This window comes from Pseudarthrobacter sp. H2 (genome assembly GCF_050157045.1).
Lineage (GTDB): Bacteria > Actinomycetota > Actinomycetes > Actinomycetales > Micrococcaceae > Arthrobacter.
In genome coordinates, this window is the sequence record NZ_CP189594.1 from 2,529,928 (window position 1) to 2,544,388 (window position 14,461).

Genomic DNA, 14,461 nt, shown 5'->3' on the forward strand with positions numbered 1-14,461 from the left:
GGCTCTCCGATCCACAGCCTACGTCCGGTCCAACCCGCCAGGGAAGAGCCACCGGCCACCGGCCCGTCAGGGCTGTTCGTTGAGCCTCCGGATGAACTCGTCCGCCTGGGACAGGTTACGGGCCATCTTGGCCCGTTGATGGACCGCTTTCGCCAGGAACACGGAAAGTCGGGCGTGTGCTTCCTCGTCGGTGCCCGTGGCCTCGCTTGAGGCCAGGATGCCGAGGATTTCGGCCATTTCTTCCAGCGAGAACCCGAGGGGTTTCATCTGTTTGATGACCATGAGACGGTCGAAATCATCCTCCGTATACACCCGGAAGCCGCCGTCTGTCCTGGACGTTGCTGGCAGGAGCCCGACGTCGTCGTAGTGTCGGATGGTCCTCAGGGACAGACCCGTCCGTTCTGCCAGTTCACCGATGTGCATGGTGGAGCTGGTGGTTCTTGCTGTCATCAGGGGCCTCCGGCCTGTTCCAATTCAAACTCTACCATCACGTTAGGGTAGGGTTTCTGTTGAGTGGTGAGACCTTCAAGGGTAGTTCCCGCTCTTCCCGGCGCAGTGCGGCGCCTCCCTCATTCTTCGAGAAAGCGAAGCCGCATGCCCTGCGTCTTCCTGACCATGAACGGAGCCAGCAATGGCCGTGAAATCCGCCGGGGATACCCCCTCCTATACCCCTGGACAGCCGCCGTCTGTCCGGGAAACACTCAAGTCCCCGCGCCGGCTCAAGACCGAGGTCCTCGCCGGCCTGGTCGTCGCCCTGGCGCTGATCCCGGAAGCGATCGCCTTCTCGATCATCGCCGGCGTGGATCCGCGGCTCGGGCTGTTCGCCTCCTTCACCATGGCCGTCACCATCGCCTTCGTCGGCGGACGCCCGGCGATGATCTCGGCGGCGACCGGTGCGATCGCGCTGGTGATTGCGCCGCTGGTGAAGTCCCATGGCCTGGACTATTTCGTCGCCGCCGTCATTCTGGCCGGGGTCTTCCAGATCATCCTGGGTGTTTCCGGGGTCGCGAAGCTGATGCGGTTCATTCCCCGCTCGGTGATGGTGGGCTTCGTCAACGCCCTGGCCATTCTGATTTTCATGTCCCAGGTTCCCGAACTGATCAATGTTCCGTGGCTGGTCTACCCTCTCGCTGCCTTGGGACTGGTGATCGTGTTCGGTCTGCCGAAGCTGACCAGGGCAGTGCCTGCCCCGCTGGTCGCCATCATCGTGCTGACACTCATCACGGTCGTTGCCTCCGTGACGGTCCCGACCGTGGGCGACAAGGGCGACCTGCCTGAATCCTTGCCGACCCTGTTCATCCCGAATGTCCCGTTCAGCCTTGAGACGCTGCAGGTCATCTTCCCGTTCGCCCTGGCCATGGCCTTCGTCGGTCTGCTTGAATCCCTGATGACCGCCAAGCTCGTGGACGATGTCACCGATACCCGCTCGCCCAAGACCCGGGAAGCCTGGGGCCAAGGCGTGGCGAACATCGTCACTGGTTTCACCGGCGGCATGGGCGGCTGCGCGATGATCGGCCAGACCATGATCAATGTCAAAGCCTCCGGAGCCCGCACCCGGATCTCCACCTTCCTCGCCGGCGTTTTCCTGCTCATCCTTGTCGTGGGCCTCGGGGATCTCGTCTCAGTGATCCCGATGGCCGCCCTGGTCGCGGTAATGATCTTCGTTTCCTGGGCCACGTTCGACTGGCACAGCATCCACCCCCGCACCCTGACGATGATGCCCAAGAGTGAAACGCTGGTCATGGTCGCCACGGTCATCGTGGTCGTCGCCACGCACAACCTCGCCATCGGGGTAGGTGTGGGTGTGCTGGTGGCGATGGTGCTGTTCGCCCGCCGCGTGGCGCACTTCGTCACCGTTGAACGGATCGTGAGGACCGTTGATGGGCACGAAACTGCGACCTATGTTGTGGACGGGGAGCTGTTCTTCGCCTCCTCCAATGACCTCTACACCCAGTTCGAATACGCACTGGACCCTGAGCACGTGACCATCGACATGCACGCTTCCCACCTCTGGGATGCCTCAACAATCGCGGCGCTGGACGCCATCATCGAGAAGTACCGCCGGCACGGCACGGACGTGAAAATCATCGGTCTGAACGATGCCAGCGCCGTGATGCGCGAACGCCTCGGCGGGAAACTCGGCGCCGGCCACTGACCCCGCGGCCGCCACGGTACTGACGGTTCCGGGTGCCCAGGACGACGGAGGCCAGGAGGGCGGCCAGCAGCGACGCGGCGGGGATCCCAACCCTGGCGTGGTCATCGTGGGCGGTGCCCGGGTTTGCCGGACGGCGTGGTTCCGGATTCTGTGAAATCGCGGTGTGCCCGCCGCGGCCGCGGAGCAGCGGCGCACACACCGGCGGATCGGGGTTACCCTGCCCGCTACATTCCGGGGATCTGCTGGGCCTCGTGGACCTCGATTTCGCAGCCGCCCGGCATGTTCAGGTGCGGGTGCTGCTTGGCGAGTTCGACGGCTGCCTCGAGGTTTTCGGCTTCGATGATGCTGTATCCTGCGACTTCGCGCCGGCTCGGTGCCGTGGTTCCGCCGGGGGAAACGCGGATGCCGTTGGCCAGCGGGGTTCCGAAGTCGACCAGGCCGTTGCCGACCTTGGCGGCCCAGGCGTTCCACTGTTCCATGACGGCGGCCATCTCTTCCGGCGCCGGCGGTGCGGCCTCGGCGGGGGTCATCGGCGCGTGGTAGATGAAGACGAACTTGGACATGTCGTTCCTTCTTTCCTGGGTGTTTTTGATGGGGTCGTTGAGGGTGAAAAGCTTTAGGCGGCGATTGTGCGGCCGGTGAAGGCGATCAGGCGCTCCAGGCCGCCGGCGGTCTCGGCGGCCGGGGACGCGGCTGCGAAGCTGCCGCTGGCGCGGACCTGGTCGGAGATGGTCGCGCGGGCCAGGCCCTCGACGTAATCTGTGACGACGTCGGAGACGACAAGTTCCTGGCCGGCGGCTTTCGCGAAGTCCCAGGCGTGCACGAGCAGCTCAAGGTTGAGGATCCCCGCCACCATGGTCGCAGGGAGTTCGGCGAATCCCATGTCGATGGTGCCCTCGAGCCCGCGGCGGGTGAAGGCCTCCAGTGCTGGCTGGGCCAGTCCTGCGATACGTACCTCCGGCGCAGCATCGGCGGCGTCTGTCACGTCCGCGCCGAGGGCGCCGCCGATCTGCTTCAGGGAGCCGGCGAGGTGCTCAAGCAATTCATGGGCGGTAAATGCCTCGCACGGAGTGGCATTCTCCCGGTCTGCCGGGGTGAGCTTGCGCAGCACGCCCAGCAGAACGGCCAGTGATGCGTCGGCCGAGCTGAGGTGATCGATCGGGTCCGGGGCCGCGGACCAGTCGTCCGGGCCGGCACCGGCGCCGGAGGAGGTTTCGGCGATCAGGCGGGCCAGGTAGTGGTTCCAGCCTTCGGCGTGTGCCGCGGCCTGATCGGTGGTGAGTCCGTCGTGGACCAGACGCAGCGAGGTCCCCTCGGCGTCGGGCTCAAGGGTGATTGTCACGGTGGACGCGCCGGGCGCCAGGTCCATCCCGGATTCCCAGCCCCAGGTGAAGACGATGCGCTTGCCCGGCTCGATCTCCTGGAACGTGCCGGCGGCGTGGTGGCCGGGCGTGACGGTCCAGCGGTACTCCCCGCCGACGCGAAGGTCGACCCGGGCCGCTACCGTTTGCCAGCGGCGCAGGCGTTCCGGGTCGGTGATGAGGGCAAAAGCCTCGTCGGCGTCGACGGGCAGGTGGATGGTCTTATCGAAGCTCATGTGAAGAGTCCTTATCTTGAAGCGCAGTTTTCGGCTGGGTGGGGTGATGTTGCGGGGGTCCGGGACGCTGGCGGGCCAGTGCTGCGGCATCGGAGGAAAGCAGCTCGAGTTCGTCGGTCCAGAACTGCTCGACGAGATCCCGGAGCCGGCCCATGCCCCCTGGGTCGAGCCTGTAGTACCTGTTCCGCCCTTCCCTGCGGGCAGCCACCAGGCCCGCCCGCTCCAGCAACAGCAGGTGCTGGGAAACAGCGGAGCGACTCACCGCGAAATGGACAGCCAGCTCCCCCACCGACTGTTCGCTGCGTGCCAGAAGATGCAGGAGCCGGCGCCGGTTCGGCTCCGCAGCGATCTCCAAGGCATCCAACACAGATAATACGTTAGTGGACGCTAACGTATTGCGCAAGTGCCCGCTATCGAAGAGTGGCCGGCCCTTCGTCGAAACCCTGAAACCAGGAGTACCGTGCGGTAGGCACCCGTACAGCTTGGCAGCCGCAGACCTCGCTGGTGCACCGAAGGAGAATCATGATGAGTTCCCCGTCCGTCATTGTTTTTGACGTCAACGAAACCCTCTCGGACATGTCCCCGATGGCCACCCGGTTCGCGGAAGTCGGCGCGCCGGAGGCGATGGCCCCGCTCTGGTTCGCCACCTTGCTGCGGGATGGGTTTGCCCTCGCCGCCGCAGGGGACAACGCCCGCTTCGGGCAGATCGGCGCTGACATCCTGCACAGGCTGCTCGGGCGCGTGTCACTGCTCATGGACCCGGGCCAGGCGGTGGGGCACGTCATGGACGGCCTGAGTTCGCTGGCCCTGCATCCGGATGTCCGCCAGGGCATTCTTGGGCTGGAGGCGGGCGGATACCGGCTGGTGACGCTGAGCAACGGGTCCTCCATGCTTGCGGAGAGACTCTTCACGGACGCGGGAATCAAAGGCAGCTTCGAGCGCCTGCTGACCGTCGAGGACGCAGACGCCTGGAAACCCGCCGCCGCATCGTACGCCTACGCCTCCGCGGCCTGTGGAGTGGAACCGGGGAGGATGCTCCTGGTCGCGGTGCACCCGTGGGACATCCACGGCGCATCCCGCGCCGGCCTGGGCACCGTCTGGCTCAACCGCACACAGGAAACATACCCCTCATACTTCACCCAGCCGGACCTCGTCATCGACGGCCTCGCGGACCTGGCCGCCGCCCTGGGCCCGGCAGCTCCGGCTTAAGTGCACACTGCCCGGGCGACCCCAAGCTCGGGGTTCGCAGTGGCGACCACGACGATGACGGTGGCGACCGTGACGGTGGCTTGGCTTTAGCCGGCTTTCTGGAAAGGCCGCCAGTGAACGGGCAAGGATGGCGTGTAACCTGGCACAGGCCGATGAGCTCATCGAAAGGCTCAGCGGCCAGGGCTGAACGGTCGGGGCTTTTCCTCCGCCGGGACCGCTACCTTGGCCGCTGAACACAGGTCTGGTCAGTCCTGACGTTGATCGAAACTAAACCCGCACGCGCACCGGTAGGTGAGCAGGCCGCCGTCCCTACTCTCTTCGGGTGGTGCCTTGTCTACTGTCACGAGCTGCATGGGTTGACCGCAATGGATGTGTGAGGTCAGCATCCGGCGCAGTTGCGGATCGTCCGAGGGCCTCCCGCGTGCTGCGCCCGTTAGCTGTTCCTTGTGCCGCGCACGACGAGCTGGCCGGGAAATCTGTGGATGCGTCATTACCGGGACTCCCTTGGCTCAGCCCAGCGAGGCAAGGAGTTCGGCGCAGGACTGCTCACAGCGCCGGGAGGCTTCGGCGCACACCTCGCAGTGGCGGTGGATGGAGGCATGCTGGCCGCATTCATCCGCGCACGCTTTGCAGGCGGTGCGGCATGCTTCCAGTACTGCACGGGTGATATCGGCGTCGTAGCTGCCGTGGCGGGAGAGGATCTTCCCGGTCGCCGCGCAGATGTCGACACAGTCAAGGTTGGTGCGGATGCAATTGGTGAGCTCGGCGACCATATCCTCACTGAGGCATGCGTCGGCGCACGCAGTGCACGTGTGCGCGCAGTCAAAGCACGCCTGGATACATTCTTATCGATACTCCCCAAGTCCTTTGGGCAGGGGTCCAACATGGACTGTACATGTGTCATTGGTTTCTCTTTCCAGGTCTATACGGCAGGTTTGATGAAGTGGAACGGCCAGCCCTATCTACGTCCTGCTGATGGAAAGCTGGACCACCGTGAGCGCCGGCAGATCCGGCGCCGGAGGAAGAACGCTGGAAAAATCCCGTCACCGGGCTGCTGCCGGTGAGTCAAGGACGGCGGGTCCACCGCCCCAGTCCTCAGCGGGGCCGGTTCGCTGCGGGGGGACTGCCGCCGTTCGCAGCGGTCCTTCTGCAGCGCCTCAGGATCAACGGACGGGCCAACCTCGTGGAAGACGCGGACAATCTGGGAATCCGACGCTGAAGTGTCACCTGAACTGGCTGCGGGTTCCCCCTGAGCGGGCACTGGCTCAAGGCCTTGTTCGCCCACCGAGTGGAAGGGGTCATGCCCGGGGACGATGGCATATCGGCTGCCATGGGTGTAGGACGCGGCTCCCGCCAAGAGAAGGGTCAGAAGGAGCCACATCAATAAGCCTCGCAGCGAAACTGGGCAGCAAAGCATTCCTAACGAAGACCAACTCAGCGCGGCCATCACCACTTCCTGGTGGACACCATCGGATCAGCCTAGGTGCGTGGGTCGGTAGTGGTTTGACGGTTCCGCTGGTTTGAGTCGTGATGGTCCAGAGGCCGGCCGCCTTTTCGTGGAAGGGGGCCGGTCTCCGGGCGTTTTCGCGGAAGGAAGCCTGGGAGGCTCCCGCGGGGCGCGGTCCGGTGCTGCAGGTTTGATCCCGGGGCATCGTCCCGGCCGTGTTCAGGCCGTGGCGGTGCGGTAGGTGAAGAGTTTGAGCAGGTTGTGGCAGCCGGCCATCAGCTTCCATTCCCCGGATGCCTTCTCCAGCCCGCGCAACAGGACATGCTTGCCCTGGCGGGTGTTGATCTGTCCGAAGACCGGTTCGACGATGGCTTTGCGCCGGGCATAGACCGCTTTGCCCTTCTTCGTTTTCAGTTTCCGGGCCATCCGCTCGGCCAGGGTCGCGTCCGCCGGGATCCTGCCCCTGGGCGAGTCCGGGACCGGGCGTCCGTGTTTCATCCGCCGGGTGGAGATGAAGAACTCGGTGCCGGCGCCGGCTTCGAGGTCTTTGACGTGTTCCAGGTTCGCTGCCGAGCAGTACCCGGCGTCGGCGCTCCACTTCCCGGGCATGGCTTCCAGGGTGTCCTGCGCGTTCTTGACCATCGGGACCAGTTGCTGGACGTCCACCGCGGTGTTGGTCAGTTCGGTGGCAACGATGACCTGGTGATCTTTATCAACGACGCCCTGGGCGTTGTAGCAGTAGTGGTAGGAACCGTCCGCGGTCTTCATGATCCTCGCGTCGGGGTCGGTGAAGTTGCGCTGGGCGGTGGGCTTGGGCACCGCCGCGGCAGCGGCGGCATCGCCCTTGCCCGAGACATCGTCGTCATCGTCCCCGCGGGACCGGGCCTTCTCCTGGGCCTCACGGCGGGCCCTGTCCGCGGCCTCGGCCTCGATGGATGCCCGGGCGGTCTTCATCGCCTCGGCGCGCCGGGCCCGGTTGGCCAGTTCGGCAGGCAGTTCATCCCCGCGTTTGCCCGGCCCGAAGCGGGCGTCCTCGGCCGCGTCCACGGTCTTCGCCTCCGCCATCAGGTCGCTGATCTCATCGGCCAGGACCTTCTGTTTCTCCGTCAGCCGGGCATAGCTCATGGCCTTGTGCCGGGAAGCGTTGGCACGCACCTTCGTCCCGTCCAGTGCGACATGGCCCAACGAGACCATGCCCGCGGCCCGGCAGAGCTCCAGGGCCTGCAGGAACACGTTGGCCAGCGCCGCGAGGTGGCGTTCGCGGAACCGGGCGATGGACCGGAAATCCGGGGCCTGCTGGGCGGCCAGCCAGCGGAACGCGACCACGTCCGTGCAGGATTTTTCCAGTTCCCGCGAGGACCTTACCCCGACGCAGTACCCGTAGAGCAGGATCCGCAGCATCAGCCGCGGATCATACGGCGGCTGGCCCTTGGCCTTGGCGTAGGAGGCGTGGAACCGGGTCAGGTCCAGTTCCCCGTCGACGAGTTCGGCGATGAACCGGGCCAGATGGCCCTGGGGCAACCATTCATCCAGCGACGGCGGGACCAGCATCACCGCATCGGGCTCGAAGGCCTTGAAGCGTTTGTTGACCCCGCCGTTGGCATCCATCGGCACATCGGTGGGCTGCCCGACCCGCTCCACGAGCGACTTGTCGAACAAACCATCCTGCGCGGAAGAACCGGTATCCATACCCCGATTCTCCCAGCCACCCCCAACCGGCCCCGGTTAATCTGCCGGCGTTTTAAAAACCGGCACCCTCACTACTGACCCACGCACCCAGTGAGGCTTCGCCTCTGACCGCCGAGGTGATTGGCTGGCTGTTGCTGATAACGGCCGGTCCGCTGCGGTGCATTCTGGAAGTATTCGGAAAGCGGCCGACGAATGCGGTGATGGTGATGGTTAATGTCAACGAGGTCCTCGAAGGCCATGTGACACTGGATATTCAGTGCCTGGACCGGATCTACCTCAACGGTTACGTTCCGAACCTGCAGGTCGGCGGCCAGGTCGTTTCGTTCATGACCAGACATCTGGGTTATCGAATCCCTTCGCCTGCGATCCTGGAAAAGATCGGCACCGCGTTCCGGCGCTCGGTGAATTCGTTCGCCGAGGCCAACCATGTCCCGTTGATCCGCTTCGCCAAGGAGGACCGGAAGATCGATGTGATGCGCCGCTATATGGCCGCCCAGGAAAGGGTTGGCCGGTCCGGAGTCGTCGCGGTCGGGGTGGCCCAGGAGTACCAGAATGTCTTCGCCTCCGCCGAACGCCAGGGCACCAATGGAATCCCGTGGTTCGGCTTCCATAAGGCAGACCGGCGGGTAACGTGCTTTTACTTCTATCTCTGGGATACCGACTTCGGTGCAGCGTTCATCAAGGTCTGCGCGTATTTTCCGTATCCGATCAAGGTCTGGATCAACGGGCACGAGTGGGCCAAGCGCCAAGCCACACACGCGGGAATCGCCTTCACCGAACTCTCCAACGGATTCGCCTCCTGCGAGGATCCGCAGGCGCTGCAGGAGATCTGCGACCGGCTCGGCCCGGGCACCATCGAGGTCTTCTTCCAGCGCTGGCTCGCCGTGCTCCCGCTGCCGCTGACCGATCACGACGCGGACGCCGGGTACTGGTGGGAACTGTCCATGCGCCAGATCGAGATCTCCCGCACCCTGGTCTTCGACGCACCCCGGCGTGCCCGGGCCTTCTTCGAAGCGCTCGTGACGGATAACCTCGACCTCGGCCGGCCCGAGACACTCGAAATGGTCTTCGGCCGGCAGATCCGCCGCGGGCGCCTGCGCCGGACCCAGGAGGTATTCAAGACCAAGGTCGTCACCCGCGACACCGACGTCACCATCAACGCCTTCTACAAGCATTCACGGATCAAGCAGTACCTCAAGGACGGCCGTGCGCTGCGCATCGAGACCGTCGTGAACTCACCGGACGACCTGGCCTGCCACCGCCGCCTGGAACATCTGCCCGAGCTGCAATCCAAAGCCCGTGACATCAATGCCCGCCTGCTCGATACTGAACGTGTCGGGCAGGGCTGTGTCCTTGCGAGCCCAGCCTTTGAGCGGGTCGCACAGTCCACCCTCACCGAGGATGGCAGGAGGGCCCCGGCCTTGCGGTTCGGCGATCCACGGGTCATGGCTCTGCTCGGCGCATTATGTGTCAGCCTCACCGCCCTCGGATTCACCCACCGGAGCCTGCGTGCCCGGGTGAACCATCTGCTGGGCACCGGCTACAACGCCAACCAAATGAGCTACGACCTCGCGAGACTGCGCCGCAACGGGCTCATCGAACGACGCCCGCACAGCAACACGTACGACATCACGGCCGAGGGCCAGCGCGTCGCCTTGTTCTACACCAAGGTCCACAACCGTTTGCTGCGTCCGCTGCTGGCCGCCGACAAACCGCCCGCACCGCTACCGCTGCGCCGCGCCCTGTCGACCATCGATCAGCACGTCCGCGGCTACATCGACGATGCAAGAATGGTAAACGCCGCCTGAAAACTCAAGACAAACATCAAAGTTCTGACCCCCAAGGAACGCTAGCCTCGGGACCCCGTTCAGATGATCACACGAGTATTACTTTTGCGCGTCGAGTTTGGAGGCCCCGATGCAGGAGTCACCACGCCACTGCTGGTGCAGGGCTTCATCCAGTTCGATTCCGGTTTCCTTTTTCACGTCCGCTACGTTGAAGCCCCGGTAGACGATGGCGCTGACCTTGACCATAACCCGGGCCTCTATGTCCCCGTGCCGGATTTGTTCACGATGAGGAGTTCTTCGACCGAGGAATCGTCCGGATTAGCGATGGGAAAGCTGAGTGGGCAATGATCGTCGCTACTTGTCCGGCCACCGTGATCTCCTTGTACTCCAGATCAGCATCCTGTACCACTTCACGGATGGCAACAAGGCGGACGTCTTCGATCTCCGTTCCGCTTTCGGGCGGACTCTCTGTAGCGCTGCACCCGCCCGCGGCAGAGGCTGCGACCGGCACGTCCGCAGCCCGGACCAACCTTGAGCACAGGGCCGCGGACCGGGGTCGGTCACTGGCTGTCCTGTGCGGGTCCGAGGATCTCATGGGTTTTCCTTGTTTCCAGGGCGGCGATTCTGTCTCTGCAGAAGGTCTAAGGAGTCCGCGTGGTCCAGCAGGCTTCTTCGTTCGGCCGCTGAATAGTCGGCGGCGCCGATGGCGTTGCGCATACGGCCCAGGTGGTCCAGGATCTCCGTCCGGTACTGGTCCTTCCGGTCGCACCAGGTGAGTTCCTGAAGCAGGCCCAGGAGGCGCCCTGCGACGGCCGGATCTGCCGCTCCATACTGCCTGGGCTGGTTCATCGCCATATCGAGAAGGTTCGTGAGCTTAGGCAGCGAAACCACCACCCGCACCCGCCCGACATCGTCGGTGAGGTGTTCGGGGCCGGGGCTTCTCTCCGCCAGCCGGCACAGGAGAACGGAGAGGTGCCCGATGACGTGCACTGCCGTGGTGGGGTCGTTGATGCCAGGGGACAGCGCACGCGCAGCAACGTCCACCAGCTGGCGGAATCCGAACCCGACGTCCTGGACGTTCGTGCGTTCAAACCCGGTGGCCACAGCGCCGTTAGCTTCATCCGTCAGCTTTTCCCTGACTGCTGGTGTGAACGCTGCTCCCGGTTCGGCGGACCAGGCGGTGGCGAAGGGAACGCCCTCCACCAGTGAGCTGCCCGGTTCCCGGTCTATCCGTATCACGGCGCCGGACTCCTCCGCCGCCCGCATCAGTGCGCTCTTGTCAAAGGAGGTCAGGAAACCCGAGCTGGTGGAGACGATGAGGAACCTTTCGGACACCGGGACTGGTTCCGGTCCACGGGGAGGCCGCCCCTCGGGAAAGACCCGGTCGATGGATTCCTGGGTTTCCACGTTGACCCTGCGCATCATGGTTTCCACGCGGATCTCCCGGGTGAGATGCGCCAGGAAAAGCACCAACCCGATAACACTTGCTATAGCGAGCACGAACGCGACGGTGACGGAAATTTCGGGTACGAACGGGCTGGTTCCGTTGCTTTCGCTGCGAACGCTTCGAAGGACGGTCAAGGCGAAAGCGAAGGCAGCCAAAAAGAGGGCCAGCGTGCCATGGACGAACCGGTCGGAGGTAAAGGTCCGCAGCAGCCGCGGGGAGAACTGGCTGCTGGCCAGCTGCAGCGTGACCACGGTGAGCGAGAAGGTCAGGGACGTCACCGTGATGAGGGATCCCGAGATCGCCTGCAAAACAGACCTGGCCGCCTCCGGTCCTCCACTGAAGAGAAAAACAGTGACACTTTCGGGCAGCTGGCCGTCAACTGCAGCATCCAGGGCGGGCATAGCTGTTCCCAGGACCACGGCCAGAGCGACCGCCAACACCGGAAGCGGCCACAGCCGTGTCCGCAAAGCATCCATCCAGTGCGCTCCGCGCGAATTCATCGGCAGCAATCCGCCTGCATCGAAGGTGCGTCAGTCATTGTTCCTACTCATGGGAGGACCAGGATGCCCACGGGCCTTACTCTGTCCCCTTATCACTGCCCGTTTGGCTCAAGGCTAGCCGAACTGGAAAGACTAAGCGTACTGTCATTACGATTCGCTGTCCGTGGCCCAAAGCCTCCAACATCGAAGGAGAACGACATTGTCCAAGGCTCAGATTCTGCTGGAGACCGGGCGGGAAGCGTATGTGGTTTGATTCCTGGTCGGAGATTCTGCGTGTCCTGATTATCGGCTCTGTTGCATATACAGCCGTGGTGGTGGTCCTGCGGGTCTCGGGCAAAAGGACATTGGGGCAACTGAACGCATTCGACTTCGTCGTCACAGTCGCCATCGGATCGACCCTGGCCACGATCCTGCTCAGTTCCGACGTCGCCTTCCTCGAAGGACTGACAGCGCTGGCGTTGCTCGCGGGGCTACAGTTCATCGTCGCCTGGGCGTCCGCGCACGTGTCTGGGGCCAGGGCCGCTGTCACGGCCCGGCCTGTGGCCCTGGTTGTGTCCGGGGAAATCCAACATGCCCAGCTGCGCAGAAACCGCCTCAGCGAGTCCGAGGTGCTGCAGGCGGTGCGTTCCACCGGATCCGGCGACCTTTCCGACGTGGCAGCAGTCGTGCTTGAAACCAACGGGAGCATCAGCGTGATCCCCAACAGCAAACTCGGCAACGGTTCAGCCCTTAACGGTGTCCGGGACGCCGCCGGGCCAGAGGGCCCATGACGGACTCCGGACAACGCCCCAAGCCTGGCGGCATTTCTCCAGCGAACGACAGACTTCGCACAGCGGAAGTGCTGGCCCGCCGTCTGGATGAGCCCGCGGGGATCCTCGGTGTCATTTTCCTTGTTGTACTCGGCCGGCTCATTGCAACAGAGCCGGTCATGGCGGGTGTTTGGAAGGGGAGGCTTCTGCCGTCGTCTGGACCCGTGCTCCCGAGTTCAGGCTCAACCTCGATCTGTTGCCGGGCAAGCATCCGACTTGCCCATGGCGGCCCGCGGGGCTGCTGCCGCACAGTCAGCACATTCCGTGGTTTGTCGGGCTTACTTTGCGATCCTGCCCACGATCTGGCGGGCAACGAGCCGGTCGATTCCCGGCAGATGGGTGGCCCGGATGATCCACCGGCGCAGAAGACGCTGTATCCGGTTGGCGGGAAGGAACGATGACGCGGCGCGCCTGCCGGCGGCTTGGGCCTCCTCGACCACGGGTCTCCAGCGTCGCTCGAATTCGGCGAGGGCCGGGCTGATCCCCTCGGGCGCGGCCACGGGTCCGAGGATGTCCCCCAGCAGCGCGGCGCCGGCGATGGCGAGCGAGCCGCCCTGACCCGCAAGGAGCGACACGGCCCCGCAGGCGTCCCCCACGAGGACGGTCCGCCCCCGCTGCCAGCCCGGCATGACAATCTGTGCGACGACATCGTCGTACGGATGCTCGGGGCACAGTTCCAGCAGCCGGTCGACCGCGTGGCCGAGTCCGGCGAACTCGCGGCGCAGCCGCTCCCGCGGACTCCCGGACGGCAGGTGGCCTGTCGCGCCTGCGGCATCCCGGTACACCATGAATGCCGCAACCTCATCCGAGCGGAGGCTGTAGAGCCCGGCCATCCGGTCGATGCTGTCGGTGAGGATGAACCGGTTCCGGAAGCGGGCATTCAGGACCGGTTCGGTCACGATGAATGCGGCGGCACGCATGCCCAGGGGCCGCAGGTACTCCTCTTCGGGGCCGAACGCCTGGGCCCGCACTCCGGAATGGATGCCATCGGCGCCGACGACGACGTCCGCGGCGACAGTCACGTCCGGTGGGCCGTCGACGGCGACCCGCACGCCGTCGTCATCCCTCCACACCTGCGAAACCGGCGCCCCGTAGCGGACCCGCACCCGGCCGGAGGCCACGTCGCCGAGCGCGGCGAGAGCGGCGCGTTCCATGTCGGGGCGCAGCAGGCTCAGGACTTTCCCGCCGGCAAGCCGGGCGAACTGGTCGTAGTCGAGGCTGGACGTGGGGCGTCCTGTTGCATCGACATACTCGGCTGCCTCGACATGGTAGGCGACCGCCGCGAGCCGCGGGTAGAGGCCGATCCGCTCCGCCGCCTCCACTCCCGGACCGAAGAAGTCCATCATGTAGCCATCGGGGCGCGGACCGGCCGACTTTTCCAGGAGCTCGACGTCCCAGCCGGCCAAACCGAGCTGGCGGGCCGCGACGAGGCCCGCAATGCCCGCCCCGACAACCACAGCCTTCATGTCCTGCCCCGAACGATCGGATCCGCCGGGCTGAAGGAGCCCCGGGAGCGCAGGAGTTCCGCCGACGCTCGCTGGCTCATCCTTGACTCTCTCCCGGTGGCCTGTCCAGAGCGCAGAATTTCGGGGCGGGCATCATGCTTGGGATTTTGGGTGTGAGGAAGGCGGGACCGACAGCAAAAGGGCTTGGGTGCCCCGCCCGGTCAACGGTGGCCGGGAACAGGAACGCAGTGCCGGTGACATGCAAGCAGCGGGATGCTCTCGAGTCCCTGCTGAAACGACCCCGAAATCCGTGGGTCGCCGAGGGAGCGGCCTGACCGGTCAGCCCACCCGAACACGCCCCCGGACGCATGCCCGG

General features: G+C 64.9%; 12 protein-coding genes and 1 pseudogene. 4 read left to right on the top strand and 9 right to left on the bottom strand.

Annotation, left to right across the window (positions count from 1 at the left end):
• Positions 1–66: 66 nt before the first annotated feature.
• A complete protein-coding gene (locus tag ACQCSZ_RS11955; RefSeq protein ID WP_427008168.1) occupies positions 67–450 on the bottom strand; it encodes a MerR family transcriptional regulator in 384 nt (127 codons plus the stop codon).
• A 181-nt stretch (positions 451–631) separates the two neighbouring features.
• On the opposite strand from ACQCSZ_RS11955, the gene ACQCSZ_RS11960 reads away from it, so the two are divergent.
• Positions 632–2,155 (top strand): SulP family inorganic anion transporter, encoded by a 1,524-nt coding sequence (locus ACQCSZ_RS11960; protein WP_427008169.1) that lies wholly within the window; start codon positions 632–634, stop codon positions 2,153–2,155.
• A gap of 224 nt (positions 2,156–2,379) precedes the next feature.
• On the opposite strand, the gene ACQCSZ_RS11965 is transcribed toward ACQCSZ_RS11960, so the two are convergent.
• Genes ACQCSZ_RS11965 through ACQCSZ_RS11975 form a run of 3 tightly spaced genes read right to left on the bottom strand, consistent with a single transcriptional unit; the run spans position 2,380 to position 4,119 of the window.
• On the bottom strand, positions 2,380–2,718 hold the full coding sequence (locus ACQCSZ_RS11965; protein WP_427008170.1) for a hypothetical protein: 339 nt from the start codon (positions 2,716–2,718) through the stop codon (positions 2,380–2,382).
• 53 nt (positions 2,719–2,771) lie between these two features.
• A complete protein-coding gene (locus ACQCSZ_RS11970) occupies positions 2,772–3,752 on the bottom strand; it encodes a TIGR03086 family metal-binding protein (RefSeq protein WP_427008171.1) in 981 nt (326 codons plus the stop codon).
• Positions 3,739–4,119 (bottom strand): ArsR/SmtB family transcription factor, encoded by a 381-nt coding sequence (locus tag ACQCSZ_RS11975; RefSeq protein WP_427008172.1) that lies wholly within the window; start codon positions 4,117–4,119, stop codon positions 3,739–3,741. The genes ACQCSZ_RS11970 and ACQCSZ_RS11975 overlap by 14 nt, the downstream gene beginning before the upstream one ends.
• 155 nt (positions 4,120–4,274) lie before the next feature.
• On the opposite strand from ACQCSZ_RS11975, the gene ACQCSZ_RS11980 reads away from it, so the two are divergent.
• Positions 4,275–4,961 (top strand): haloacid dehalogenase type II, encoded by a 687-nt coding sequence (locus ACQCSZ_RS11980; protein WP_427008173.1) that lies wholly within the window; start codon positions 4,275–4,277, stop codon positions 4,959–4,961.
• A gap of 509 nt (positions 4,962–5,470) precedes the next feature.
• Here ACQCSZ_RS11980 and ACQCSZ_RS11985 read toward each other — a convergent pair.
• Both ACQCSZ_RS11985 and ACQCSZ_RS11990 read right to left on the bottom strand, forming a co-directional pair.
• A pseudogene (locus ACQCSZ_RS11985) lies at positions 5,471–5,865 on the bottom strand (four-helix bundle copper-binding protein).
• 762 nt (positions 5,866–6,627) lie between these two features.
• Positions 6,628–8,016 carry an IS1182 family transposase gene (locus tag ACQCSZ_RS11990; RefSeq protein WP_427008300.1) on the bottom strand — a complete coding sequence of 463 codons (1,389 nt, stop codon included), beginning with the start codon at positions 8,014–8,016 and terminating at the stop codon, positions 6,628–6,630.
• Positions 8,017–8,297: 281 nt separating this feature from the next.
• On the opposite strand from ACQCSZ_RS11990, the gene ACQCSZ_RS11995 reads away from it, so the two are divergent.
• A complete protein-coding gene (locus ACQCSZ_RS11995; protein WP_427007062.1) occupies positions 8,298–9,905 on the top strand; it encodes a hypothetical protein in 1,608 nt (535 codons plus the stop codon).
• Positions 9,906–9,983: 78 nt separating this feature from the next.
• On the opposite strand, the gene ACQCSZ_RS12000 is transcribed toward ACQCSZ_RS11995, so the two are convergent.
• Together ACQCSZ_RS12000 and ACQCSZ_RS12005 are read right to left on the bottom strand one after the other, a co-directional pair.
• Positions 9,984–10,130 carry a hypothetical protein gene (locus tag ACQCSZ_RS12000; RefSeq protein ID WP_427008174.1) on the bottom strand — a complete coding sequence of 49 codons (147 nt, stop codon included), beginning with the start codon at positions 10,128–10,130 and terminating at the stop codon, positions 9,984–9,986.
• A 345-nt stretch (positions 10,131–10,475) separates the two neighbouring features.
• Entirely contained in the window at positions 10,476–11,831 is a 1,356-nt protein-coding gene (locus ACQCSZ_RS12005) for a DUF2254 domain-containing protein (RefSeq protein WP_427008175.1), read from the bottom strand.
• 242 nt (positions 11,832–12,073) lie between these two features.
• On the opposite strand from ACQCSZ_RS12005, the gene ACQCSZ_RS12010 reads away from it, so the two are divergent.
• Positions 12,074–12,601, top strand: a complete 528-nt coding sequence (locus ACQCSZ_RS12010) for a DUF421 domain-containing protein (RefSeq protein WP_427008176.1) — start codon at positions 12,074–12,076, stop codon at positions 12,599–12,601.
• A 317-nt stretch (positions 12,602–12,918) separates the two neighbouring features.
• Here ACQCSZ_RS12010 and ACQCSZ_RS12015 read toward each other — a convergent pair whose 3' ends face one another.
• Positions 12,919–14,106 carry an FAD-dependent monooxygenase gene (locus ACQCSZ_RS12015; RefSeq protein ID WP_427008177.1) on the bottom strand — a complete coding sequence of 396 codons (1,188 nt, stop codon included), beginning with the start codon at positions 14,104–14,106 and terminating at the stop codon, positions 12,919–12,921.
• Between the last annotated feature and the right edge of the window lie 355 nt (positions 14,107–14,461).